At 37.5% G+C, this 25,725-nt stretch carries 22 protein-coding genes and 1 pseudogene; 16 read left to right on the forward strand and 7 right to left on the reverse strand.

The genetic code is table 11. From position 1 onward, the window contains the following. Window positions 1-186 precede the first annotated feature (186 nt). On the reverse strand, window positions 187-1,362 hold the full coding sequence (locus tag FB379_RS11120) for an MFS transporter (RefSeq protein WP_144598004.1): 1,176 nt from the start codon (window positions 1,360-1,362) through the stop codon (window positions 187-189). A gap of 141 nt (window positions 1,363-1,503) precedes the next feature. Here FB379_RS11120 and FB379_RS11125 point away from each other — a divergent pair, with 141 nt between their 5' ends. From FB379_RS11125 to FB379_RS11180, 12 genes are all read left to right on the forward strand, one after another. Then, entirely contained in the window at window positions 1,504-2,421 is a 918-nt protein-coding gene (locus FB379_RS11125) for a LysR family transcriptional regulator (RefSeq protein ID WP_144598005.1), read from the forward strand. 519 nt (window positions 2,422-2,940) lie between these two features. Then, window positions 2,941-3,330, forward strand: a complete 390-nt coding sequence (locus tag FB379_RS11130; RefSeq protein ID WP_144598006.1) for a DsrE/DsrF/DrsH-like family protein — start codon at window positions 2,941-2,943, stop codon at window positions 3,328-3,330. A 238-nt stretch (window positions 3,331-3,568) separates the two neighbouring features. Further along, window positions 3,569-4,699, forward strand: a complete 1,131-nt coding sequence (locus tag FB379_RS11135; protein WP_144598007.1) for an MBL fold metallo-hydrolase — start codon at window positions 3,569-3,571, stop codon at window positions 4,697-4,699. A gap of 225 nt (window positions 4,700-4,924) precedes the next feature. Beyond that, window positions 4,925-5,320, forward strand: a complete 396-nt coding sequence (locus FB379_RS11140) for a rhodanese-like domain-containing protein (protein WP_240326745.1) — start codon at window positions 4,925-4,927, stop codon at window positions 5,318-5,320. Then, window positions 5,287-5,547: a metal-sensitive transcriptional regulator gene (locus FB379_RS11145; protein ID WP_063389517.1), complete on the forward strand. Its 261-nt coding sequence runs from the start codon at window positions 5,287-5,289 to the stop codon at window positions 5,545-5,547. The genes FB379_RS11140 and FB379_RS11145 overlap by 34 nt, the downstream gene beginning before the upstream one ends. Window positions 5,548-5,643: 96 nt before the next feature. Then, the gene (locus tag FB379_RS11150) at window positions 5,644-5,871 is read left to right on the forward strand and encodes a sulfurtransferase TusA family protein (protein WP_066246718.1); all 228 of its coding nucleotides are present in this window, start codon (window positions 5,644-5,646) and stop codon (window positions 5,869-5,871) included. A gap of 53 nt (window positions 5,872-5,924) precedes the next feature. After that, on the forward strand, window positions 5,925-6,407 hold the full coding sequence (locus FB379_RS11155; RefSeq protein ID WP_066246720.1) for a DsrE/DsrF/DrsH-like family protein: 483 nt from the start codon (window positions 5,925-5,927) through the stop codon (window positions 6,405-6,407). Window positions 6,408-6,417: 10 nt separating this feature from the next. Next, window positions 6,418-6,783: a rhodanese-like domain-containing protein gene (locus FB379_RS11160; protein WP_144598008.1), complete on the forward strand. Its 366-nt coding sequence runs from the start codon at window positions 6,418-6,420 to the stop codon at window positions 6,781-6,783. A 305-nt stretch (window positions 6,784-7,088) separates the two neighbouring features. After that, entirely contained in the window at window positions 7,089-7,649 is a 561-nt protein-coding gene (locus FB379_RS11165; protein ID WP_144598009.1) for a sulfurtransferase TusA family protein, read from the forward strand. Window positions 7,650-7,988: 339 nt separating this feature from the next. Further along, window positions 7,989-8,771 (forward strand): sulfite exporter TauE/SafE family protein, encoded by a 783-nt coding sequence (locus tag FB379_RS11170; protein WP_066246726.1) that lies wholly within the window; start codon window positions 7,989-7,991, stop codon window positions 8,769-8,771. Between the two features lie 795 nt (window positions 8,772-9,566). Then, entirely contained in the window at window positions 9,567-9,869 is a 303-nt protein-coding gene (locus tag FB379_RS11175; protein ID WP_063389511.1) for an ArsR/SmtB family transcription factor, read from the forward strand. Between the two features lie 472 nt (window positions 9,870-10,341). After that, entirely contained in the window at window positions 10,342-11,739 is a 1,398-nt protein-coding gene (locus FB379_RS11180; protein WP_082829333.1) for an acetaldehyde dehydrogenase (acetylating), read from the forward strand. A gap of 312 nt (window positions 11,740-12,051) precedes the next feature. Here FB379_RS11180 and FB379_RS11185 read toward each other — a convergent pair whose 3' ends face one another. The 5 genes and pseudogenes from FB379_RS11185 to FB379_RS11205 all read right to left on the reverse strand — a co-directional run bounded on the left by FB379_RS11185 (window position 12,052) and on the right by FB379_RS11205 (window position 17,069). Then, entirely contained in the window at window positions 12,052-12,861 is an 810-nt protein-coding gene (locus FB379_RS11185; RefSeq protein WP_144598010.1) for a hypothetical protein, read from the reverse strand. Between the two features lie 379 nt (window positions 12,862-13,240). Continuing rightward, window positions 13,241-13,681, reverse strand: coding sequence for a hypothetical protein (locus FB379_RS11190; protein WP_158640187.1), 441 nt, complete (start codon window positions 13,679-13,681; stop codon window positions 13,241-13,243). A 638-nt stretch (window positions 13,682-14,319) separates the two neighbouring features. Further along, window positions 14,320-14,808: pseudogene (locus tag FB379_RS11195) on the reverse strand (AmiS/UreI family transporter). 29 nt (window positions 14,809-14,837) lie between these two features. Then, window positions 14,838-15,743 (reverse strand): AAA family ATPase, encoded by a 906-nt coding sequence (locus FB379_RS11200; RefSeq protein ID WP_144598011.1) that lies wholly within the window; start codon window positions 15,741-15,743, stop codon window positions 14,838-14,840. Window positions 15,744-16,022: 279 nt separating this feature from the next. Further along, window positions 16,023-17,069: an aliphatic amidase gene (locus FB379_RS11205; protein ID WP_117016960.1), complete on the reverse strand. Its 1,047-nt coding sequence runs from the start codon at window positions 17,067-17,069 to the stop codon at window positions 16,023-16,025. 272 nt (window positions 17,070-17,341) lie between these two features. Here FB379_RS11205 and FB379_RS11210 point away from each other — a divergent pair, with 272 nt between their 5' ends. The 4 genes from FB379_RS11210 (at window position 17,342) to FB379_RS11225 (ending at window position 24,519) form a co-directional block, all read left to right on the forward strand. Continuing rightward, window positions 17,342-19,675 carry a transporter substrate-binding protein gene (locus FB379_RS11210; RefSeq protein WP_144598012.1) on the forward strand — a complete coding sequence of 778 codons (2,334 nt, stop codon included), beginning with the start codon at window positions 17,342-17,344 and terminating at the stop codon, window positions 19,673-19,675. A gap of 664 nt (window positions 19,676-20,339) precedes the next feature. Beyond that, a complete protein-coding gene (locus tag FB379_RS11215; protein ID WP_158640188.1) occupies window positions 20,340-21,788 on the forward strand; it encodes a sensor histidine kinase in 1,449 nt (482 codons plus the stop codon). A 1-nt stretch (window position 21,789) separates the two neighbouring features. After that, window positions 21,790-23,199 carry a response regulator transcription factor gene (locus tag FB379_RS11220; protein ID WP_144598014.1) on the forward strand — a complete coding sequence of 470 codons (1,410 nt, stop codon included), beginning with the start codon at window positions 21,790-21,792 and terminating at the stop codon, window positions 23,197-23,199. Between the two features lie 27 nt (window positions 23,200-23,226). Then, a complete protein-coding gene (locus FB379_RS11225; RefSeq protein WP_144598015.1) occupies window positions 23,227-24,519 on the forward strand; it encodes an MFS transporter in 1,293 nt (430 codons plus the stop codon). A 225-nt stretch (window positions 24,520-24,744) separates the two neighbouring features. Here FB379_RS11225 and FB379_RS11230 read toward each other — a convergent pair whose 3' ends face one another. Then, window positions 24,745-25,632: a carbon-nitrogen hydrolase family protein gene (locus tag FB379_RS11230; RefSeq protein WP_144598016.1), complete on the reverse strand. Its 888-nt coding sequence runs from the start codon at window positions 25,630-25,632 to the stop codon at window positions 24,745-24,747. Window positions 25,633-25,725 lie beyond the last annotated feature (93 nt).

Below are 25,725 nucleotides of genomic sequence, written 5' to 3' on the forward strand. Positions count from 1 at the left end.
CCATTCCCATCATTATTAACCATATTTAGGGTACCCTATTAGAATTTATACTTTTCTAGAGAAAACGATTTTTATATGATGCTTGTTTATGTGTTTTCAAGTATCTCGATCCAAAAACATCTCTTCGTGAGCGTCAAGTTTCCTAGTATATGGATTGTAGCATCCTATTGTTTTTCATAGATAGGTTTATTGCATAAGATCTGACATGTTTTTCGCGTTTCCCCGCTTTCTATTGCTTGATATTATCAACCATTGTACCAGCAAAGCCGCCAATACTAGACAACCTGCAGCGAACGGAAGGGAGGAAGGAGTTAATCCGGCAAGCAACACAATCCCTCCAAGAGCAGAACCTACCGCACTTCCTAAATAATTAGCGGAACTGTTTAAAGCGACAACAGCAGCGCCGTGATTAGGCTGCAAACGTAGCAGTTCATGTTGTTGCGGGGCTTGCGAAGCCCAGCCCATCGCCCCCCATAGAACAAAAGGCAAAAAGGATAGGATCGGAAAAGGGAGTGCAAATGGTATGCAGAACATAGCGAAAGCCATGATGGTTAAAATGCCGGCCATAAGCATTTTCGGTCTTGCTGTCCGGTCAATGAAATACCCAACGGAAAAGCTCCCGATGACGCCCCCAATGCCCCATGCCCACAAATAAGGTGCAAGGCTGGGGGTGTCTTTTAAGTTATCCAAAATGGTTGAAATATACGTATAGAGTCCCAAGCTGGCAATGCTTGTTATAAAAGTTACGCTGATGATTGCGGCAACTCGTCCTTTTGCCATCATGGCAAAACGTTGCTGCAGCGATGGCGGTGCCGAAGCAGGAAAGTCTGGAAACGAGATGATAATCCCGATCATAGCGACAAAACCTAGTGCAGTGATGAACCAAAGAGTTGTTTGCCAATCTAAATGTTCAGCAATGAACAATCCAAGGGGAACACCAGCAACTGTTCCCGTGCTCATGCCGCCAAGCGTTATGCCAAGAGCTCGGCCGCGCATCTGTCCGGGAACAAGGGATGCGGCAGCAGCTGCTGCCAACGGAGAATAGAGACCGGCTCCGATGCCCGCAATTGCACGAGCCATCAACAGCGTGGAAAAAGTCGGCGCTAATGCGCTGGCTCCATTGCCTATTGAGAATACGGCAAGTGCCAGCACTAAAATGTTGCGCATAGGTTTACCAGCCAATATTGTCGCAAAAACCGGAGCCGCCAGTGCATAGCAAAAGGTAAAGATACTTACTGCCTGACCTGCTTGTGAAGCGCTAATTTTAAACGTTTCTTCCATTTTCGGCAGCAAACCGGAGATGACATAGGCATCAAACCCGAGTGCGAACATTCCTATCGTGAGCAGAAGAACTTTCCTCATCATAACCTCCAGTTTCACTAAATCTTTTCATATGAAAAAATTGTTCTTTATTTTCACTTTACAAAACGAACTTTAATATGTCTAATATATATTTAAATCATTATTAATATGTTAAAAATATTAAAAAGGAGAGGCATTACGTTGGAACTTCGCCATTTGAAATATTTCATCACAGTCGCAGAAGAATTGCATTTTGGCAAAGCTGCTGCCCGCTTAAATATAGCGCAGCCGCCATTAAGTCAGCAAATTCGCCAATTAGAGGAAGAAATAGGTGTGCCGCTTTTCCAGCGGTCGAAAAGAAAGGTAGAGCTGACGAAAGAAGGAGAGGTGTTTTTGGAAAAAGCTTATCAAATTTTGAAGAATGTAGAGGAAGCTGTCGAAACAGTAAAAATGGTAAACCGTGGAGAAGCCGGGCAAATAGTGATCGGTTTTATCGCCTCAGCTGCCTATGATCTTCTTCCTGTTATTTTAGAGCACTATCGAAAACAATACCCAAATATTCATATCGATTTGCAACAGTTGACGACAAGAGAGCAATTGAAAGCTTTGCAAAAAGGCCTTATTGATATAGGAATACTTTGCCATCCTTTCAACATACAAAATGACAGCATTCAGGTCGAAGTCATTCGACAAGAACGAATGGTGCTAGCATTGCCAAAGGATCATCCGTTAGCTGCCAAAACCTCGCCGATTCAACTGGAAGATTTAGCAAACGATCCATTCATTTTAACAGGAAGAAAGGCGAATCAAACTCATTATGATGCAGTAATGAATTGTTGTTATCATGCGGGATTCCATCCGAAGGTAGTACAAGAAACGCAAGAATTGCCTACTGTCTTATCTCTTGTTTCCTCAGGAATGGGTGTGGCGATCGTACCGGCTTCTATCCAACGGGTATTAAATAATAATGTAGTCTATCGTGACATTCAGAATAATCCAATTACCACTACAACGGCCTTTGCGTGGAAAAGCGGCAATTTATCTCCAACTGTCCATGCATTTCTCGATTTCATGAAAAAGTCTGTCATCCCACTTTTTCATGGATATGACATTTCTTAGATCCCTTGCGGCTAATTGGGGAAAGCATGCTTTTTTTAAGTCCAAAGAGAACATAAAAAAGCGGCAAATTGTTTCCTTTCCTGCTCCTATAGTAGACAAAGGTCCGCAAAACGGGACTATTGGCGAAAATAGGTTTCAGTCATGCAGTGAGGATTTACAATGTCAACTCGGCTTACCTTCCATTTGAGCGGAAAGTGGTTGTTTCTTTCGATGGGGTTCCAACATCTTTTTCCTTTTTAGAAAATGGGGCAGGAATGTTTCAAGAAAAAGAGATTTTAGCGCCCAAAAGGTTGGAACAATTGGTAAATTCTATTTTTACATAAAGATCATTGTAGGCAAAAGAGATGGGAGAATTCTACCATTATCAATTATGAGAACAATACGGCAAAATGAAGGAAGTGATGAAATCAAAAATTAAAAAGCGTTGACTTTTAGAGAGATTTTAAGTAGTATTAAAACTATAAATACCCATACAGGTATATGTAAAACAAGAAACTAAAAATACAGGAGGAATGAATGATGAAAGTTGCGATCATTGCAGCAAACGGTAGTTTATTTGATGCGTACAAGGTATTTAATATTGCCACTGCGGCAGCGGCAACAGAAGCGGAGGTAGGGATTTTCTTTACTTTTGAAGGATTGAACCTTATTCACAAAGAAGAGCATAAGCATTTGCCGATACCGGAAGGGAAAGAACGCTTTCAAGAAGGTTTTCAAAAAGCGAACGTACCATCGATTGAAGAACTTGTCCAAATGGCTCAAGAATTTGGTGTGAAATTGATTGCCTGTCAAATGACAATGGATGTTATGGGGCTGGATAAGGAACATTTCATTGATGGCATTGATGTTGCCGGTGCAGCAACATTTTTAAACTTTGCCAAAGATGCGGACATTACATTAGCGTTTTAAACAGTGAAAAAGCAATAAAAAAGTAACCGTGTATACAACAACATGCCCATGTTGTTAAATCATTTTCTGTTGGAACAAGGCATTTCGCTTAAAGAGGTAAATGGCAACGCGATCCTGCCGTAGCCTAAAAACTAGTTGAAACAATTGGACAATTGGTGTGCGGCAAACAGAAATGAGGGCCGATGGGGGTTAGGTTTTGACCCGGTATTACAACATTAGATAGGAGGAAGAAGGGAATATGTCTGTAAAAACTATGACTGTAAAAGAAATTGCAAACAAAATCATCCAAGGGGAAGACTTGTTTATTGTCGATGTCCGCAATCCAGAAGAGTTTGCCGATTGGAGAATCGAAGGAAAGAACGTACAAGTTATGAACATTCCTTATTTTGAGGTTCTTGATGGTGTGGATCCATTCCTCGAACAATTGCCGAAAGAGAAAGAAAACGAAATTTATGTGGTTTGCGCCAAAGGCGGATCTTCGCTATTTGTTGCTGAGCAACTTGAACAAGCAGGGTTTTCTCATGTATATTCCATTGAAGGCGGCATGAAAGCGTGGAGCGAGCATTTAGAACCAGTCAAAATCGCCGAGCTGAAAAACGGCGGTGCCATTTACCAATTTGTCCGTCTTGGGAAAGGCTGCCTTTCCTATTTGATCGAATCAAACGGAGAAGGCGCGCTCATTGACACAAATCGCATGACCGATGTATACATTCAGTTTGCGAAGGAACGCGGGATTGTCATTAAACATGTAATCGACACCCATTTGCATGCCGACCATATTTCCGGCGGCCGCAAGCTGGCTGAACAACTTGGAGCGATATACTATTTGCCGCCGAAAGATGCAAAAGAAGTGACCTTTCCCTATGCACCCATTCAAGATGGGGGTCGTATTCAGGTCGGCCATACAGTGATCGAAGCTCTGTATTCACCGGGACATACAATTGGCAGCACTTCGTTTATTGTAGATGACCAATTTTTATTAACTGGAGATATTTTATTTATCGATTCGATCGGTCGTCCGGATTTGGCTGGAAAAGCGCAGGATTGGGTGGGGGATTTGCGCAAGACATTATATGAGCGCTATAAACAATTAGCAGATGACCTGTTGGTTTTGCCTGCACATTTTATGGTACCGGGTGAAATGAATGACGATGGTAGTGTTGGTACTACATTAGGTATGTTGTACGCAAAAAATCATGGTCTCAATATCGCGAGCGAAGAAGAGTTTCGAAAAACGGTGACGGAAAACTTGCCTCCGCAACCGAATGCTTATCAGGAAATTCGGCAAACAAATATGGGAAAGCTTCATCCAAATGAAGAGCAGCAGCGCGAGATGGAAATCGGTCCAAACCGTTGCGCAGTCCGGTAATGATTAAAAAAGGGAGACTTGAGTCATTCATGCCGAGTCTCCTTTTTCTCCCTCCGCAAATATTTTTTAAATTAAGTAAAGGGGAAGGCTATATTGATAACTAACAAGTAAAGACAATGCCTCTGTTCCAAAAATTTGTTTAGAAAAATAAATCGGTTGATTATATACTTATACATGTATATAATTGTTCATAAATAAAAACAATGAATGAGGTGGAAAGAAGAATTGGAAGGAATACTGCTTTTGGCTTTATTTATTTTGTTATCAATATCTGTCTATCGGCGGTATTATCCAGTAAGAGGAGTTCCGTGTGTTGACTACCGCGATGAAAGTATAAATTCTTTAACGATTCTAGATCTTCGTGATTACAACGAAAAAACAAATCATTATCCCATTGCGAATTCCTTTCACATACCGTTTGCTTATTTAAAACGGCATGTTTATGAAATTCCTGATAAACCAATCCATGTGATTGCAAGTGATGAAGTAGGAAAAAATTTAGGCATTCGCTTTTTGCGCAGCCGCGGTTTTAAAGTGAAGAGCTATTCAATGGCCGATTGTCCTTGCAAAGAAAGGAGAAATGCCAAATGGAATACAGCAAAGAAATCAAAAACCGCCTAAAACGAATTGAAGGACAAGTAAAAGGGATTATTGGTATGATGGAACAAGAAAAGGACTGCAAAAGCGTGATTTCTCAACTTTCTGCTGCACGAAACGCTATTGATCGCACTATTGCCGTTATTGTAAGTTCCAATTTAGAGCAATGTATCCGTGAAAGCTTAGAAAATGGAGAAAAAACGGAACACCTAGTAAAAGAAGCTGTAGAGCTGTTGGTAAAAAGTCGTTAAAAATTTGTCAACTTTTCTTTGAAAAGTTGACAGATTTTTTTATCCCTATTAATATACATATAGGGGTAATGGTAATATTAAAGGAGGTCATTGACAATGAATGCAGATAAAGTATTAGATGCGAAGGGTTTTGCATGCCCAATGCCAGTCGTAAGAGCAAAAAAAGCAATTGATGAGTTAGAAGCTGGTCAAGTTTTAGAGGTGCATACAACGGATAAAGGTTCCAAAAACGATTTGACCGCTTGGGCAAAGGCAAGTGGACATACGGTTGTTAATATGAAAGAAGAAAATGGCGTTTTTACGTTTTGGATCAAAAAGGGATAATTTTTGCTATCTTTATACCCCTATGAGTATTTTAGAAAGAAGGTGGAAACAAAGTGTCGGAGCAAAAGAAAAAAACAACGATCATCTTGTTTAGCGGTGACTATGATAAGGCGATGGCAGCGTATATTATCGCGAACGGCGCTGCTGCCTATGACCATGAGGTTACAATTTTTCATACGTTCTGGGGGCTTAACGCATTGCGTAAAGATTCGACAGTTCCGGTGAAAAAAGGATTATTAGAAAAAATGTTTGCGAAAATGATGCCGCGTGGTGCTGACCGCATGGGACTGTCGCGGATGAACTTTGGCGGAATAGGAGCGAAGTTAATTAAGCGGGTGATAAAAAAACATAATGCTGTGCCGCTGCCGCAATTAATCGATATGGCAAAGGAACAAGGAATAAAGCTGGTTGCTTGCCAAATGACAGTCGATCTTTTAGGACTCCAACAGGATGAATTAATAGACGGCATCGAATTTGCAGGGGTTGCTGCGTATTTAGCAGATGCTTCTGAAGGAAATGTCAATTTGTTTATTTAAGGTGGGGTCTATGGTTCAAACCATTATTAATATTGGTCTAGTTCTATTGGTGATATGGTTCGTTGTCAATCGGTTTCTGCCCATAAAAGGAGTGCGAATCATATCTGTAGTGCAATTAAAGAAGGAATTACGAAAAAAAGATGTTCATTACATTGACGTACGCACACCTATTGAGTTTCATACGAATCATATTCCTGGTTTTAAAAATATTCCGCTTCACGAGCTTCCAAAACGAGTTCATGAACTATCAAAAGATAAAGAAGTTATTGTGATTTGTCAAAGTGGAATGAGAAGCGCCAAAGCAAGCAAATTATTAAAGAAATTAGGATTTCAGCGTGTAACCAATGTAAAAGGCGGCATGAACTCTTGGTCATAAAGGTTGCTATGAAACAACTATTCTGCTAAAGAAATTTGAGGCGTTGTTCCATAAAAGGAAAACATTCAATGTTATTGATGTTCATGAACTAGAAGAAGTCGATTTAGGAAAATTTCTAGTTCCATAAATATTACGCCCTGACTGTTTAAGTTTCTAAGAATGAACTAGATACAGAAAAAGAAAATACTCTCGCCTGCTGTCTGAAGGAAAAAGCAGACGAGCCGAAAACTATCGGAAAGTTGCGGAAATTAATGCATAAATAAGAAGATCCTGTAGAATAGTTCCCATTTAAGGAGGAGAAAGTCATGATTCAAGTAGATATGACAATAGACGCTAAAGGGTTGTCTTGTCCGATGCCGATTGTCAAAGCGAAAAAAGCGATTCATAAGTTGCAGCCTGGACAAGTACTGGAGGTACAAGCAACAGACAAAGGATCGAAAGCGGATATGAAAGCATGGGCAGAAAGAACTGGACATCACTATCTCGGTACAATTGAAGAAGAAGGGATATTAAAGCACTATATTCGTAGAGCAAGTGAGAGCGAGGCAAAGAATGAAGCGAAATTCCCCCATGTTATTCGCAATGAAGAATTAGCAGACAAAATAAATGATCCGTCAATTATCATTTTAGATGTCCGTGAACCGGCAGAGTTTGCATTTGGGCATATTCCTGGTGCCGTGTCAATTCCTCTTGGAGAATTGGAGGAACGGATCAAGGAACTCCCGCAAGATAAGACCATTTATGTCGTCTGCCGCACGGGAACGCGCAGTAGTTTGGCAGCCCAGAAATTAGCAGAAAAAGGGTTTTCAAACGTATGGAATATTGTCCCCGGTATGTCAGAATGGAATGGATCGCTTGAACAATGATTGAACAGTTGGTTATCAATATACAAATATATGATAAAGGTACAAAAAATCTTTAAACAACAAAAAAACATTTTTATAGTATACATGCGAACTATTTTGCAATTGGAAAATGAAAGGCGAAATTTCTCAATATTGAATTGTTCCTTATTGTGAATTAATCGATGGTTCATTGCATTGGGACGAAAATTCATTTATCGCCTTGGGCATCAAGCAATAGGCATACGATGATGAAAAAGAAGAACATGATCGGTCATTTTCGAATTAAAAAGGATAATTCACTTACTAGCGGGGTGCATATACGCACCCCGATTTTAACAACATCAAAGGAGTAGTATATCAATGGAAATAACGTTCAATTTTATTATCGTAATGTTTCTTATTGGCTTTATCGGTTCCTTCCTTTCCGGTATGGTTGGGATTGGCGGTTCCATTATTAAATATCCGATGCTTCTTTACCTGCCCCCGCTTTTTGGGCTTGCCGAGTTCAGCGCCCATGAAGTATCGGGAATTAGTGCCGTCCAAGTATTTTTTACGACGATTGGCGGTGTTTTAGTCTATCGGAAAGGTGGATACTTAAATAAGTCGTTAATTTTTTATATGGGGAGCAGTATTTTAATTGGAAGTTTCATTGGCGGATACGTTTCTAGGATGATGAGTGAAGGAAGCATTAATCTTGTATACGGCATTTTAGCAGCATTTGCTGTTTTGATGATGTTCGTGCCAAATAAAGGGATTGATGATATTCCATTGGGCATGGTGAGCTTCAATAAATGGCTGGCAGCTTCGCTTTCATTTTTGATCGGAATTGGATCAGGAATCGTCGGAGCGGCAGGAGCTTTTCTATTAGTGCCGATTATGCTTTCTGTTCTAAAAATTCCAACGAAAATGACGATTGCCTCCTCATTAGCGATCACGTTTATTTCCTCAATCGGATCGACATTTGCAAAAATCACAACGGGCCAAGTTGAATTCATTCCTGCAATAATTATGGTCATTGCAAGTTTGATTGCATCTCCTTTAGGTGCAAAAGCAGGACAAAAAATGAGCACAAAAGTACTCCGCGTAATTTTAGCTGTCTTAATTTTAGCGACGGCAGCGAAAATTTGGATCGATATTTTTTAAGCCGTCAGTGAAAAAACTTTCATGTGTGATTCGAAAAAACGAATCAAGATGTATAATAATTATGGCGTATCATTTATTGGTTTTAAAGTTAGGAAAACAAAGAGAGAATATTTGGAGCTCTTACTTGGATGATAAGGATGCTATAGTGATCAAGTGTATGATGAAAACAAACATGAACTATATGCAATGATTCGCCTGATTATGCAATGGTGTTCAGCGAGCTTTCACCACAATCTAAAAACCATTTCGCTCTGCAAGTGTGTCTGAAAAGGATTTTGTCCGCATTCAATATAGCTGTCTTTCGCTTATAGAAGGAACAATGAATTTGTTTTTACGATCATCCGGATCAAAGATTCAACAGTTCATCTTTGATTGGCTGCTCTGAAAACATGTTTATAAGGTTGTGTTTGAACATGAAGCGCTGAGGAGGCTGATTGACTGTTCAAGAATCAAGTTGATTATAATTGTATGTAATTTTATTATCAGGGCTTTACAGAAAATAAAACAGTTTATTGTTAAAAGACTTGGATTTTGCTTTTATGGTTGGGCTTCGTGTATTATTGAATTAATAATAAAATTATTACGTTTTAGGGGCTAATGATCACTGCCACGCTGTCAACAATCAGAGCTAGTCGTCAAGGTATTGTAGATTTGTTGGTTATATGCTAATCTATCCATGCAAGAGTGATCAACCTCCGTTATAGGATTGTCGTTGTTTGTGTTTTTATTGTCTGTTAATGCAAATTTTATTCCGCTGTTGTTTTGAAATATAAGTATTGTCAATTGGAGGTAGCAATGGAACTTTTAGAAGTGTTTAAAGCCTTGTCAAATGAAACGAGGCTGCAAATCGTACAATGGCTCAAGAATCCGGAAGCTCACTTTCCCAAACCGCAGCACGGTGATATACACGAAGATGGAGTATGTGTGAGCGATATCCATAAAAAAGTTGGACTGTCACAATCTACTGTATCCCATTATTTATCGATGCTGCAAAATGCCGGATTAATAAAGGCAAAACGTGTTGGGCAATGGACTTATTATAAAAGGGATGAAGAGAACATCAAAAAATTGAATGAATTATTATCAAGGGATTTATAGGCCTATTTTTTTTAATTGTTGCTTTTGGCTTGAATCCCTTTTTATTTTGTTTTATTATATTTATAGATTCAGATATCGAGAATTATCGATTTATTATTATTTATATCGATGATTCTAGATATTTAAATAAATAAAAAATATACTTCTACAAATTTTCGGGTTTTATGAAACCGCTTTTTTTGTAATCGTTATCAATTTTTGGGCGGTTGAAATGCTTCTTCTTTGTCAAAAAGCGAAAGTATTGGAAGAAGGAGTTTTGCATATTGGTGACGACATCAGATTAGATCGTCGTTCGATAAAGTGGTCATGACAAGAATCAGTGATGTCAAACTGCTAGCATTTGAGGAGGTGAGGGCAGAAACACAAAAAATGATGCTTGTTCAAGCGAACAAAATTGAAATAGTGTCATTTGAGATCATGACAATATGAATCTGCTAGTTAAATGAAAACTATGAAAGGGAGCGAAGCAAAGATGTTGCGAGATATTGATTTACAATCTATCCAAGAAGTAAGAAATTACCTTGAGGAAGCGAAAACAGCTCAAAAAATAATGGCAAAGATGACTCAGAGCGAGATTGATCATATTGTTGAAAGCATGGTTAAAGCGGCAAGGGAAGAAGCTGAGCGATTAGCTGCTATGGCAGTAGAAGAGACTGGCTTCGGGAATGTTCCTGATAAAACAGTAAAAAATCTGTTCGCAGCGAATGATGTTTACAATTCTATCAAGGATGTGAAAACAGTCGGGATTATTCGTCGCGATGAAGAAAACCGCGTATGGGAAGTTGCTCAACCTGTAGGGATCGTTGCAGGAATTGTTCCATCTACAAATCCTACCTCAACAGTCATTTTTAAATCATTGATCGCAGTTAAAGCAGGAAATGCGATTATTTTCAGCCCTCACCCAGCTGCTGCAAAATGTACAACGGAAGCGGCAAGAATTATGCAAGAAGCAGCAGAGCGTGCCGGAGCACCAAAAGGTTTGATTTTGTGCATTACCCAACCAACATTGGCAGCAACAAACGAGCTGATGAAGCATAAATTAACTGATGTCATCCTTGCCACAGGCGGTCCTGGATTGGTAAGAGCTGCTTACAGCTCCGGAAAACCAGCATACGGAGTAGGTCCTGGAAACGTACCTGTATACATTCATGAAAGTGCCAATATCGAAAAAGCTGTTGAACTTATTATTGAAAGCAAAACTTTTGACTACGGAACAATTTGTGCTTCTGAACAAGCTCTTTTAGTGGATGAGTCGATTAAAGAGAAAGTTGTTGCAGAGATGACAAAACAAGGCGCTTATTTCTTGAATGAAGAAGAAAAACGAAAAGTAGAATCCATCATTCTCGTAAACGGTGGACTGAATGCAAAAATTGTAGGAAAGTCACCTCAAGTGATTGGTGAAATGGCAGGTATTGAAGTTCCGTCCGAGGCGAAAGTGATCGTTGCAGAAGAAACAGGAGTTGGGAAAGAATATCCATTCTCAATTGAAAAACTATCTCCAACTCTAGCATTTTATACAGTGAAAGATATGCAAGCAGCAAGCGAGCTTGCCCAAAAACTTCTTGATGCAGGCGGACTTGGTCACACAGTCGGAATTCACGCTGAAGACGAAAAAGTAATCGAAGCTTACACAATCGATAAACCAGCAGGACGTATCATTGTAAATGCCGGTACAACATTTGGCGCTATTGGCGCTACAGTGAACGTAAAACCGTCCTTGACTCTTGGCTGCGGTGCTATTGGCAACAACGTTACATCTGACAATGTTACAGTCAATCACTTGTTTAACATTAAACGTGTTGCATTTGGAGTCCGCCAAATGCCAAAAAAAGAGGAAAGTGCACAAAATGAACCTGCATTAACGAAATAACTTGACTGTCCATAAAAACTCTTTTGATAGATTAAAAGACTGTATCAAACATCTGCCATGTTCTTTGATACAGCTAAAATAATAAATTCGACACTCCGGAAGTGATAATGCGTTTACCCCCCTAAAAAAATTTCGTTGTAAGGACGATATTCAGTACAAAAATCCATGCAGGAGCATCTTTTCCTGCATGGATTTATTATTACACACATCAACTAGTAAGCTCGTGCAGTTCACTGGATCTATTTTAAAAAGTTTATTGTTAATTTAGAAATCGTAAAGTGGTAGCGGGAAAACTTCCAAAACAACACTAGATTATTGTTTGCGCTGCAAAAATAAAAAGCCAATCATTGCCATTAAAAGCATTTTATGATGTTTCGACAAGTTGTCAGAGAGCTCAACGATATCATTGTACACATCACGAAAAATATTCGTATATTCATGAGGAAAATATCCATTGTAAAAACGGGCCCACTGCCGACCTTCAGAATCAGTTAACGTAAAATCGCCAGAAAAGGCTTTAACCTTAACATGGAGAATCAGCTTATCATCAGCATCTCTCAGCTCACCTTTTATGTTGACTAGACTTTTCCAATCCTCTTGTACATACTCTCCCAGTTTTCGGCCATGTACATCCTTCACAGTTACAATCGACTTTTTCATTCCTTTTCTCTTAAAGGTAAACAGCACATTTCCTTTATTCGAAAAAACACCATATGTAATCGGAAGCGTCATGATCAATGAATCACGAAGCAGCAGGCTCATTGGGTAAAAAATAAAAGGAATACGGATTGGCTTAATCGTTCCAACAAAATGGCCGCTTTTTTCAAACAGTAGGAGACGAGGAAAAAAACCAAGATCTTTTTTTAAAACTAGATGATCCAACTCAAGGAGGGAAGCTTTTGACTCATGAATTTGAATATCTTTCACCTTGTTATATTTCATCTGGTTTGAAACTCCGGTAAAAAACAAAAAAAGACCGACAATACCTATTGAAGAAAGATTTAACCAATTTTGTAAAGAATCTGGTCGATCGATGAAAAAAACAGAAATACCAATGAGCATAACTATAGAAGATAGAGCAAATGCTGCTTTCATTCTCCGTTTATACATAGTAGCAATCATCAAATCAACTCCAGTGAAACATAGGGAAGTCTTTCTACCTCATCAACTATCAGTTTAGATTAGTAGTTTATTGTATTCAATATTTTTTACATCCTTTTAGTAAAAAAAATGGAGAAGACATCAAGATGAGGCGGCTTTGAATGTGCTCGTGCTCACCAGCCATAGCAATCCTAAGTTATTCATTAGCACAATATGCCAAATAGAGAACTGTATGATTGGGCACGTTTTTTTATTTATTTTCAAAGGTCAGAATAAAAGTTTAAATACAGGTTCTTTGAATAAAATGGGGAAAAATTTTTGCTTTTTGTATGGTATTTCCAGGAAATAGCACAGGGTTAAAAAAAGAAGTGAGGTTATCACTTTTTGAGGTGGTTGTAGGTTACATAATTTTTTTTCGTAACGTACGGATGGAAACGTCATGTTCGCCAATAATTTCGTAAACAGATTTGAAGCTTTCTTGGAGGTTTTTCATTTCTTTGTTTGTTTCCATTACAGCTTGTTTAATTGATTTTTGTTCCTGTTCAATCCGATTCAATCGCTCTTCAACATAATTTAAGCGTGTTTCTACTTGATCTAATCGCTCTCCTACTCGATCCAACCGATTTTCGACCCGATTCAATCGCTCTTCAACATGATTTAAGCGTGTTTCTACTTGATCTAATCTCTCTTCTACTCGATCCAACCGATTTTCGACCCGATTTAATCGATCATCCACCTGGTCCAATCGCGTCCCGATATAATCTAGTCGATCATGCACATTTTTAAGATCATTGTCAATAGACATCACTTTTTCTAAAATTAAGTCGAGTTTTTGTTCCATTTTTTGACTCCTTTTAAAAATCTCCTTTCCTCAATTTTATTCGAATGAAATGGTTCTGACAAGTACGGATTGGGTGCCTTGAATTGATTAAATGCAGTATCAAAAATGCCCGAGCATTAATAAAACATTTACATCTGAAAGACTATGTGACGATAAAGGGATTCATACTCAAACAAGTCGGTGGAATATGTTGAAGATTATGTTTTCGCTTTATCATTTCATTGTGTGTTCGAAATATTAAAGAATAAGATAATTGAGAATTAAGGTATTTTTATGTAGAACAATACAGAAGGATTAAATAGGCATAAAATTGCTTTTCAAAATCAGGAATCTAAATTTTTCATCATCATCGAAATAAACCCTTTGTGTTGGTTGATTTTTATTGTTCAAATTGTTCAAGCCAATTAAATATTCGTCTTCATGCTGTTTTACAAGTCTTATTTTAATACAAAAGAAAATAATCAAATGCTAAAGTATAGAAAAAATCAATAGGTGATCCGAGCTCTATAATTAAGATTTTGTTGAAATGCTGTCTATTTTGACAGAAGTAGGTTTTGTGAATATAGATAGCGATAAAAGCTAGAATTGTTAAAATAGTTACTGCGAAAGCAGTTTTTTATCCTACGAACCCCCATTGGTTAATGAGAAGAAGAAAGGGGGGAAGTTGCTGTAATCCATGCTTGAATAAACGCGACCCACCCAGTAAAGATAGCAATGTTCTTTTTTTGTGCAAGCAGCAAGTAAAATAATGTCCATAGAAAGGACCACATAAGCCAAATAATACCGAATTTTATATCTTGCAGTTTAATAAAGTTTATATAGCTGTATCCTAAAGCAAGAATTGCTACCCATAGAGAGTACCAACCTAAACCTGAAGAGTTAAAGTTTTTTAGATTCGAAATTCCTACATATAAATAAGTTAAACCAAAAAGAAAAATGCCGGATGCGTTTAAGATCATCCATGAATCTCCTGTAGATGTAAAAATGAGATAAAATGGTGTAATAACTTGCATCGATCCAATAAATAAGTTAAACTATCTCGTACTTTTTTCATCGACTTTTCCCAATAGCATTAAACCATTGATAAATAATACTGCACCAACAAACATTAGACCGACTTTATCCATGCTCTTCCCCCTAAACAGTGAAATAATTATCACTTGTCTTGTGCTGTTTCAAAGAGGATGAGATTGCCGTCCTTAATTTTTGCAATAAATTTAGTTGGGTGATCTTGATGTAATCTCTTGCTGATTTTTGCAGCTAAAGGAACTTCTATATTTTTTCGAATAGCGCGTTTTAAAAATCTCGCGCCATATCGCTGGTCAAATCCTTTTTTAATCAAAAATTTACGAGCAGATTCATCGAGCTGAAGTGTGCAGTTGTATTTTTTTATCCTTCGGTTAATAGCTTGAATGTTGAGATCAAGAATATGTTCCAGCGCATCTTGTTTTAGCCACTGAAAGACAAAAATATCATCGAATCTGTTGATAAACTCAGGACTAAATCGTTTTTCTAATTGGGAAAAAACTATAGAGCGGAGAAAATCTTGTTCTGTTTTTCCAAAATTGGAAGGGCTTAAAAACCAAAGCAGTTTACGTAATCTATATTTTAAACTTTTATTTGCATAACTAATAATTTCTTTTGCCCCAATATTGCTTGTCATAAAGATCATGGCATTACGAAAATGAATAACCTTCTCTCCAGATGTCATGACTAGTATGCCGTTATCCATTACATTAAGCAGGGAATAAATCACTTGGTCATTTGCTTTCTCCAGTTCGTCAAAAAGAACAATTCCAGGTTTACTGTAGGATCCTTCAATTTTTTCCTTTTGAAATAAGGAGTTCCCCTCTTTGCTTCCTACATATCCTGGAGGTGCACCGGTTAGTGCCGCAGCATAGTGTTCCTGGGTTAGTGTATTCATGTCAATACGGCAAAAAGCCTCCGCATTTCCGTAAATAGCTTCACTAAGTACGCGAACGATTTCTGTTTTTCCAACCCTGTAGGCCCAAGAAGTAAGGCTACATACAAAGGGCGGTTTTCTTCTGTAATATCCGTCCAAATTATATTTAACATTTCTTCTATACCTTCTAACACTTCATCTTGTCCCCAAATTTTTGAACGTATGTGTTGAATTACTTCGTTGACTTCAAAACGAAATCGGGTCACTAAGGGAGAAGAAGAATTAAAAGTTTCTGAATGGTTATCAGATGATATAGAATTTTGCTGGCGATTCTCATTTAAATCCTTTAATTTAGATGTTATAAATGTCATAGCATCATCTCCTGATTAGCGATCAGGAGGTCAAGTCCTAGAACCTGACCTCTTCTTCTTATCAAGATCATTTTCCAGTTGTTTTCTCAATTTCTTCATGAGGGATTCCTTCTATCGGACATTCCGCAGTTCCCACTGTAGAGCGTGTAATCTTTTCTACATTTTCACGAGCCTTCTCTGCATCAAGCACCCAGGTGCGGTAAAAATCAAATGGACACTCTGCTAAACCGCGGCTGTCATCTCCCGATTGAATTAAACCGGTATACCCACGGTGAAGCAGTTTAAATAAGTGGTTTTGTGATTGCGAATTTTTGCGGAAATCACGGATTTGCGAAATCGACAGTTCCGCGTATTGGATTCCGTTTTCTTCTGTTCCGCATTCCCCTAATGTACGGCCATCAAAACCAACAATAGCTGAATGGCCAAAGTAAGAATAGACGCCGTCGAATCCAGATGCATTCGCAACAGCTACATACGTATTATTTGCCCATGCCATAGCCTTTGCCATAATGATTTGCTGTTCTTTTGAAGGATACATATAGCCTTGGCATCTCACAATAAGTTCAGCGCCTTTCATGGCGCAATCACGCCAAATTTCCGGATAGTTCCCATCGTCGCAGACAATTAAGCTTATTTTTATTCCTTTTGGTCCTTCTACTACATATGTTGTGTCTCCTGGATACCACGCTTCAATTGGACACCAAGGAATAATTTTTCGATATTTTTGTACAATTTCTCCTTTATTGTTCATTAAAATCAAGGTGTTATAAGGAGCTTTATTGGGATGATCTTCATGTCTTTCACCTGTTAAAGAAAATACCCCCCAAGTGTTAGCAGCACGACATGCTTGGGCAAATATTGCAGTCTCTTCTCCAGGAATGGAAGAGGCAGTATCGTACATTTCTTGTTCATCATACATAATTCCATGAGTGCTGTACTCTGGAAAAACGATTAAGTCCATACCAGGAAGTCCCTTTTTGATTCCTACAATCATGTCTGCTATTTTGCGACAGTTATCTAATACCTCATTCTTTGTGTGAAGACGAGGCATTTTGTAATTGACCACTGCTATACCAACTGTGTCATGGCTGCTTGAGATATCCCCATGTCTCATTTTTCATTACTCCTTTCTATAATTGAATGTAAAGCTGGAAACGTAGCCTATTGTTTTGTTTCCAGCTTTCTCGCTTATATTTACTGCAAGTAATATGCCAAATTTATAAATGCTTTATTTTTAGAATAGGAGGGAAAGGGAGGATTTCACTTTTGCGACATTATTGTTGATGAAATATTTGAAATGTTATGAATTTTATAATAAGATTAAAGTGAAATAGGCATGTTTAATTTTTATACATTGTCGCAAATTGATACAAAAGAGGGATTTATATGAATATTTGCATCGGTTTTTTATTTTCATTAACGGGCATCACTTCCTTGACAGAAATTGGCCAATATCGAGCAGCTGTGTATGCTCTTGAAAAATTCCAAAAAGACAACAGTAAATCAAATATTACCTTTACCTTTGAAGCAAGAGACATTCGTTCCGATCCAATTGAAAGCTATAGACAAGCATTAGATATGGCGCGTTCAGGGATAAAAGTTTTTGTAGGATGCTATACGTCCGCATGCAGGAAAGCTATTTTACCTGTTCTTGAACAATACGATTGCCTTTTAATATATCCGGCGCTTTATGAAGGACAGGAGATTCATCCAAATGTTTTCTATGTTGGAGAAATTCCCAATCAACAAATCACCTCACTGCTTAAATTTACGATTGAACAATTTGGCAAAAAAGTTTACCTAATTGGAAACGATTATGTTTATCCTAGATATACGAATCAACAAATTAGAGAGATGTTATATGAATTGGACGGGAAAGTGATTGGGGAAAAATATGTTCCATTAGGGCATAAAGAGTTCTCGACTTATTTGGAAGAGATTAAACATTCTTCTTCCAATGCAATATTGTCTACGCTTGTCGGGGAAAGTATATTACCTTTTTATAAAATGTATTATGAATTAGGATTCAATCCTGAGGAAATGCCTATTATCAGCCCAATTACAACAGAGCTGGAGATACAAGCAATGGAGCCAAAATATGCAGCTGGTCATTACAGTTGTTTTAGTTATTTCCAGTCATTAGATATTCCTGAAAACGATTTACTTGTAAAAGGCATGAAAGAAAAATATGGGTTGGATACTGTTATTTCCTCGGTTATGTGCAGTACTTATATAGGGGTTCAAATAGTATTAGACGCGATATGTCATTTACAATCTACAGAAAGAAAAAAAATCACAAAATATTTATATGAGAAAGAGTTTTCATCACCGAGTGGAAAAATTAAAATAGAATCTAATCATCATGTGTCAAGAGAAATGAGGATTGGAAAAGCAAAGGAAAATGGACAGTTTGAGATTGTTTGGAGCTCGGAAAAACAAATTTTTGCTAGACCGCTTTTAACAAATACGCTTTTTGATTCTGTAGATGAAGAAGATATATGGAAAGGTTTAGTCGAAGAAATAGGGAAAGAGGTATCTGATGGAATTATCGCCGTTGACCAAAGTGATAAGATACTATACGTGAATCCCCATGCTTTTGAAATAACGAAAGCTAAATCCGGTGATCTTTTCGATGAAGCGAACCTATTGGATATTGGTTATGAAGTAATGAAAAGGAAAATGAGAATGCCGTACAACGCTTTTTTGATTTTTATAAAGAAAAGATCAGGACAAGCTATTCAGCAGTCAAATGAAAAATACCAATTTGGAAAAATAGCAACTTACAATCCGGCCTTTCAAAAAGAGCTCCGCATTGCTTCGATCTCTTCACAATTTGACGCCAATGTATTGATATTTGGGGAAACAGGAACTGGTAAAGAAGTTTTGGCGAGAACGATTCATGAGCAAAGCCCTCGCCGAAATGGACCGTTTATTGCTTTGAATGCCGGTGCTATTCCAAGAGAACTGATTGCCAGTGAGTTATTTGGATATGTGGAAGGAGCATTTACTGGTTCAAAAAAGGGTGGAAGCGTCGGGAAGTTTGAAGCTGCCAACGGGGGCACATTGTTTCTTGATGAAATCGGAGAGATGCCATTAGAATTGCAAGTAAGCCTTCTTAGAGTATTGGAGGAGCGAAAAGTCGTTCGCATAGGTGACTATAAAGAACGCCCAGTTAATGTAAGGATCATTGCTGCAACAAACCGCAATCTAAAAGAGGAGATTGCTTACCAAGGTTCTTTCCGTTCGGACCTGTATTATCGATTAAATGTATTTACTATTCAGATTCCTCCGCTTAGACACCGATTAGAAGATATCCCTTATTTATCTGCACAATTTTTGCACCAGTTTCATCAGTATTATGGAAAAGGACCACTAGAGTTATGCGATTCCGCATTGCAAATGCTTCAGTCCTATTATTGGCCAGGAAACATTCGTGAACTGAAAAACGTGATGGAAAGGGCATTTCTTTTAGCAATTCATGAGACGAAAATCTGTCCTATGCACTTGCCTGAAGACTTCCAAAGCTCCAGTACAATAAAACAATCTCATGTAGTTGGCAATCTAAAGTCTTTGGAAAAACAAATGATCGAGCAAGTTCTCCAAGAAACAAAAAATATGACGGAAGCTGCGAAAATACTTGGTGTAACTCGTAGCACATTATACCGAAAAATGAATAAATGGAACATCCGAAAAAAACATTTTAAAAACAGTAGTAATTGATTTTGTGTCAGCTGTTGTCAGAAAATAGTGAGCCTGTAATATATTACACGGCTCTCTTTCAATTTCAATGTAAAAACTCTATTTTAGTTTTTACATTCTCCTTACATTCCTCTTTAACAACAAGCGATCTCTACATTTTTCATCAAAAATATTACCAAAAGGACGATCAAAAGCCTCAATTTGAAAATGGACTTAATGGTTTAAGTATTATGATAATAAATTGTATACATATGAGTGGGGTGCTAGCATTTATTAGTAAATAAGCAGTCTGTAACGCAGCTTGTTTGTTGTAATCTTATAAAGGTTCGAATATGACAACCGATAAATTAAAACCGAAAATTCATTGAATTTTGATATATCAATTGTAAAATTAAACGAAAATATATTTTTTTCTAATGGTGGTTCTTATCTTTTTTTAATGAAAGTTTAATAGCTTTTTTACTGTATATCTTATTTGATGGATGTAGCAACATTTCTTATATTCCCTGTTGATTGCTCATGGACCAAATGTTTAAAGTTAAAAGTAACACTGGTATACGTAGCAACGGGCTGGGAAAAAGATATCTTAAGATTCAAAATCTATATCGATTCACTTCCCATGAATACGGAAATGAAAAACATTCATAAAAAGAGAAATTTGATATTCTTTAAAGGAGGGCGCTCCGTGTACTTCAGTATCAAATATAAATATATCGTACTTTATTTCATTCTCACCATTTTTCCCCTCGTTATATGTGATCTATTAATTTATCAAATTTGGACAACAAAATTTTACAACAATACTGTTGAGTCTCAGACGAAAATAATTAAGCAGCTGAATCGCTCTTTAGCACTTTTCAAAAAAAATGTTGAATCCACTAGTCATGGGTTTTCTATTATCGAATCAGGATTGTTGCAGGAATTCCTTCAAGGCGTTGACTTCAATGTGCCTGCCGATCTGATAATCACGGACCACGGGAAAATTGTCTATTCTGCAAACTCGTGGAAAAATGATAATAGTTTGCTTGAAACAGTGAAAAACAAAGAATCTGTCAACGGCAAAGTCAGTGGGAATTTTACGTTCAAAGAAAGTGGTCGAAATATGCTCGTGATTTATAACCATGATCCGGAGACGAATCTCTCTGTAATTAGCGTGACTGAGGTATCTAAAATATTAGGAAAAAATGGAAATAACAAAAAATTAATGGTTTATATCATTATCAGCAGCATTGTGGTCAGCATATTTTCAATTATACTCATTTCATTACATGTGACTTCCCCCATTCGTTCTCTCAGAAAAGAAATCAAGGCGATAGAAAATGGGGATTTTAATCACTCGTTTGATCGAGATGTAATGATCAGAGATGAAATATGGGATATTGAAATAAGCTTTCATAAAATCATGTTAAAATTAAAGGAACAAGCGAGGATTCAGTATCAATTAATCTCATTAACGAATCAAGCAAAATTCAAGGCATTGCAGTCACAAATCAATCCGCATTTTCTTCATAATGCATTGGAAACAATTAATTCGTTGGCCATTATTCATAATGTTCCGCTAATTGCCCAAATTTCTAGGTCGTTATCGAAAATGTTCCGGTACAATATGATGCAGGATACTGAAGAAGTATTAATCAAAGACGAGTTGGATCACATGGACAATTATCTAAATGTTCAATTAATACGATTTGACGGTTTTATAGAATGTGAACGACAAATCGATCCACAAATTCTAGAATACAAAATCATCAAATTTGTTCTCCAACCGATCGTTGAAAACTGTTTCATCCATGGGTTCAAAAATTTAACTGATAAAGGAATGATTCGAATTGAAGGCAAAATCAATGAAAACAAGCACATTGTCATCAGCATTTCCGATAATGGACCAGGTATTCCGGAAGAAAAGTTGCAAAAGCTAAACGAGGAACTGAAAACGTTTACTTTGGATAATAAACACCCTCCAACCAATAAAGAAAGTAACCGAATCGGAATTTTCAATGTAAACAATCGTTTGAAAATTGCTTATGGGGAAGAATACGGCCTTCAGTATCACAATATTTCACCGCATGGACTATGCGCGGTGATCACGATACCTATTCGTAATCGTAAACAGCAGGAAGAGGAGAGTGGTTGATATGCTGCGCATGTTGACTGTGGAAGATGAGCCTTGGATTAGCAAAGGAATAGAGAAGATGCTGCCATGGCAGCAATACAATATTCAAATAGTTGGAAACGCAAGAAATGGGAAAATCGCTTTGGATCTCATCAAACTATATAAACCTGATATCATTATCACGGACATCAGAATGCCTGTCATGGATGGTTTGTCCATGCTGGAACAATTGAACAAGGAAATGACATCGTATCCCAAAATTATTATTATTTCCGGTTACAACGATTTCGATTATGCCAAAAGAGCGATCAAATACGGCGTTTCCAATTATATATTAAAGCCGATCGATCCGGAAGAGCTGAAAACAACCATTGAAAACATCAAGAATCAGATTGAAAGAGAAAGGCAGGAGCGAGAAAACATTAGTATAATCCAGTTGAAAAATTATATTTATGAGCGAATCTCTAATAGAGAAAAACATATGGATGCTGATGTAGTGTTTCCTTGCAAATATTATTTGTTTATTTTCTCCTTAGTCCCTATTTCAAATGAGGAACTAAAAAACATTGGCAGGAATTTTCTTTTACGTATGGGTTCCCAACATATCTACGTAGTCTATGAAGATTCCTCAGAGGCGTTAATAAACATTATAAAAACAAACATAAAACAATTGCAGAAGCGTTATCCTTGTGGCGTGAGTCAAATACATGAAGGCGAGGATCTTTCCGTTGAACATGCATATAAAGAAGCTATTCAGAATCTAAAATATTATCGAGAAGACGAAAAGAATGTGTCAAATCATGTTTTTTTAAACATTGAGGATGAAAGTAAATTGCTCTTGGCATTGAAACAGGGAGAGAAAAGAGTGTTTACTCAGCATTTGAACGAAATTTTGGACAACAATCAAACTTTGGAAGCACATTGGTTTATCCTGTTTCAGCTTTATATAGAGATATCCAAATATTTCAACATTGATAATAGGCTCGATCAGAATAAAGCATGGTTACAGGAATTCAAGTCGATTTCTCAATGGGATGACTTGTATAGGTGGAAAGCAATATTTTTTGATCCATTGATCGACTATATTCTATACAAGTGGGACAAATATTCCAAAGATTATTCCCTTCAAGTAAAAATATTTATTGAGCAAAACTATCACAATTCTTCACTGTCCCTAGATATGGTAGCAGAGTATTTGGAACTTTCGCCATCGTATCTCAGTTGGTTGTTTAAAAAAGAGACCGGAATCAATTTCACCTCCTACATTGCCAAAAAAAGAATTGAGGAGGCAAAGAAGCTTTTAATTCAAACTAAACTGAACTTATATGAGATCAGTAAGGCAGTCGGCTTTAACGATGTAAAATACTTTATCAAAGTATTTAAAAAAGAGGTGTCTTTAACACCGATTCAATTCAGAGAATTGAACACATAAGATGGAAATAGTACGGAGGTATTATAAGTGAAGAATGATATTCAAGGTTATAGCATGTTTGTAACATTAATAGCATTTATCGGATGGACAATTTCCGCGATGGATACCTCCATATTTTTCTTCGTGGCTCCACATTTAATGGAGGAGTTTGACTTTTCTTTAACTGAATTTGGCATTATTGTTGCGGCAGGATTCATTGTCGCTATTGTGTTCAATATTGTGGTAGGTCCTTTGATGGATTACTTCGGAAGAAAAGTAGTTTTTCAATGGATTTTATTTTTGGTGTCGATTGGCACCTTTTTGACTGGTTTATCTTGGAATTTCGAATCACTGACTATTTTCAGAATTCTTGCAACCGGAAGTGCTTTTGCAGAATATGCGGTGGGCGCCACTATTTTAATTGAATCTGTTTCTGCCAAGCATCGGGGGTGGATCGTCGGGATTATGGCAGCGGGTTGGCCTGCCGGGACAGCAATTTCTACCCTTTTGTCAATATACGTTGTACCAGAATGGGGGTGGAGAAGTGCTTTTTATCTCGCATCTATTCCTGCATTTCTAGTTATAGTCGTCCGTTTGTATATCAAAGAACCTGTTAGATTCAAGGAATTGGTTAAATTTAGACAAAGTATTAAATCATATACTGCCGAAACAAAGGAAATTGTGAGCCAAAACAGATTTAAAATAAATAAAGAAGAGGTTCTAAAATTTACGTATTTGCAGCTAATGAAAGGGGAGCTACTTAAAAATACCCTATTAATCTGGGTATATATGAATCTTGTTGTGATTGCATATGGTTTGTTAATCTGGTTTGCTCCCTATTGGATGAATTATGCGTTTGAATTAAATTGGAATGAAGCAATATGGACTGTAGGGGCGGGAAGCTTAGTTAGCATGTTAGGTTTTGTTTGTTGCGGATGGCTCAGCGGGATTATTGGCATCAGGTTTGCCAATCTGTTATTTATTGTCATTTCCATACCACTGACCATTTGGATGACATTTTTTGCTCAAACATTCAATGCTTTTTTGCCTGCCTATTTGTTATGGAACTTTTTTGGCGCGGGCATATGGGGAACCATTCCAAGAATTTTTACAGAAGCTTTCCCTACAAGAGCCAGGGGCACTGGTTCATCGATCGGTTCCGCTTCTTGCTGGCTTGGCTGGGCTGTCATCAGTTATTTGGCACCTCATATTATTGAAGCAAACGACTATTACACAGCCATTTCGTTTTCTGGTATCATTTTATTACCGTTAGCACTTATTCCTCTATGGATTATTCGAGAAATTCCTTCTTCAAGTGAACTGGAAGATTATATATCTTGAATGGGGTGACTTCTTCCTGATACAAAAGTAAAGTAAATATATCGTAACAAAGATTGTGTATCAAGTGCAAGCAACAATTTTTTACACTCGGTTGTTTCAATACATCTATCAAGTAACAACGTATTTAACCGTTCGAAAGGACATTGAGAATTTTAAAAAATATTAATATACTGCATTCGTTCTATAACGAAAAAATGCATACCCCGAAAGGTACGCATTTTTTCGTTATTTTTTTCGGTTATATGATCTGTAAGGTTCATATTTAGTGTAAATATTTTCTCTTCGGGTACGGTCAACGAACGTAGTAGCAGCACCGGTTTTTCTATTTACATACAATTCATCTATATCTACAGTTCCTGTCACGACCATATTTTTGTTGGTTTCTCCTTCAGAAACGATACCGTTTGGAGACCAAGCCGAATCGCAAGGGCTCAAGATCGACGCTCTTCCAAATCCATTCGGTAAAGGTGTACCCGGCTCACCAACAGTTGGACAGTGCACGAAATACACTTGATTCTCGATGCATCGAGCTTGTGCACAATGACGAACACGCCAAAAACCATGCTCCGTAAATGTATAGGAAGGACAGAAGATAATTTCTGCACCATTAATGCTGTAGATTCTTGAAATTTCCGGAATTTCAGCCTCATAACAAACAGCAAGTGCAATTTTGGCAGGGCCAATCTCGAAAACTGCTAATTCATCGCCTTCTGAGGTTTTCCAGTCGCTTTCCGAAGGAAAAATATGAGTTTTTTTGTGTTCAATATAGGTACCGTCTGGTTTAAAAATATAGGCAATGTTGTAATACTTGTCGTCTCTTCGCTCCAAGTGTGATCCACCAATGATTACCTGCTTTTTTTCTACCGCCAACTCGATAAAGAGTTGTTTATAATCATCAGTGTATTTGTCAATCAAAATGAGATCTTTTGCTGTTAATTTTTCGCTGTCTGGAAAGCTGGTCAGCAAACCGACGGTAAATAGTTCGGGAAAGATCACATAGTCGGATTGCTGTGGAACTTGCTCGATCAATTCAACAACTTGATTTTTAAAATCATCAAAACTTTTTGTTCGTTCTACACGAAACTGGCAAGCGGATATGGTTACTTTTCTCATTTTTTTCCTCCAAGAATTAATTTTGTAAATGATCCTCCGTAAGCTAAATTGATTTATTTTACGGAGGATGTAAGTGTGTGCGGAATGTATCTT

It is taken from the genome of Aeribacillus composti (assembly GCF_007827555.1).
Classification (GTDB): Bacteria; Bacillota; Bacilli; order Bacillales; family Aeribacillaceae; genus Aeribacillus; species Aeribacillus composti.

Bases quoted from the DNA above. Each gene is read 5' to 3' on its own strand.
- FB379_RS11220 (WP_144598014.1), top strand. From the start codon at position 21,790: ATGCTGCGCATGTTGACTGTGGAAGATGAGCCTTGGATTAGCAAAGGA.
- FB379_RS11230 (WP_144598016.1), bottom strand. From the start codon at position 25,632: ATGAGAAAAGTAACCATATCCGCTTGCCAGTTTCGTGTAGAACGAACA.
- FB379_RS11145 (WP_063389517.1), top strand. From the start codon at position 5,287: ATGGAATACAGCAAAGAAATCAAAAACCGCCTAAAACGAATTGAAGGA.
- FB379_RS11165 (WP_144598009.1), top strand. From the start codon at position 7,089: ATGATTCAAGTAGATATGACAATAGACGCTAAAGGGTTGTCTTGTCCG.
- FB379_RS11190 (WP_158640187.1), bottom strand. From the start codon at position 13,681: ATGGAACAAAAACTCGACTTAATTTTAGAAAAAGTGATGTCTATTGAC.
- FB379_RS11150 (WP_066246718.1), top strand. From the start codon at position 5,644: ATGAATGCAGATAAAGTATTAGATGCGAAGGGTTTTGCATGCCCAATG.
- FB379_RS11210 (WP_144598012.1), top strand. From the start codon at position 17,342: ATGAATATTTGCATCGGTTTTTTATTTTCATTAACGGGCATCACTTCC.
- FB379_RS11170 (WP_066246726.1), top strand. From the start codon at position 7,989: ATGGAAATAACGTTCAATTTTATTATCGTAATGTTTCTTATTGGCTTT.
- FB379_RS11185 (WP_144598010.1), bottom strand. From the start codon at position 12,861: ATGATTGCTACTATGTATAAACGGAGAATGAAAGCAGCATTTGCTCTA.
- FB379_RS11180 (WP_082829333.1), top strand. From the start codon at position 10,342: ATGTTGCGAGATATTGATTTACAATCTATCCAAGAAGTAAGAAATTAC.
- FB379_RS11120 (WP_144598004.1), bottom strand. From the start codon at position 1,362: ATGAGGAAAGTTCTTCTGCTCACGATAGGAATGTTCGCACTCGGGTTT.
- FB379_RS11175 (WP_063389511.1), top strand. From the start codon at position 9,567: ATGGAACTTTTAGAAGTGTTTAAAGCCTTGTCAAATGAAACGAGGCTG.
- FB379_RS11130 (WP_144598006.1), top strand. From the start codon at position 2,941: ATGAAAGTTGCGATCATTGCAGCAAACGGTAGTTTATTTGATGCGTAC.
- FB379_RS11160 (WP_144598008.1), top strand. From the start codon at position 6,418: ATGGTTCAAACCATTATTAATATTGGTCTAGTTCTATTGGTGATATGG.
- FB379_RS11205 (WP_117016960.1), bottom strand. From the start codon at position 17,069: ATGAGACATGGGGATATCTCAAGCAGCCATGACACAGTTGGTATAGCA.
- FB379_RS11135 (WP_144598007.1), top strand. From the start codon at position 3,569: ATGTCTGTAAAAACTATGACTGTAAAAGAAATTGCAAACAAAATCATC.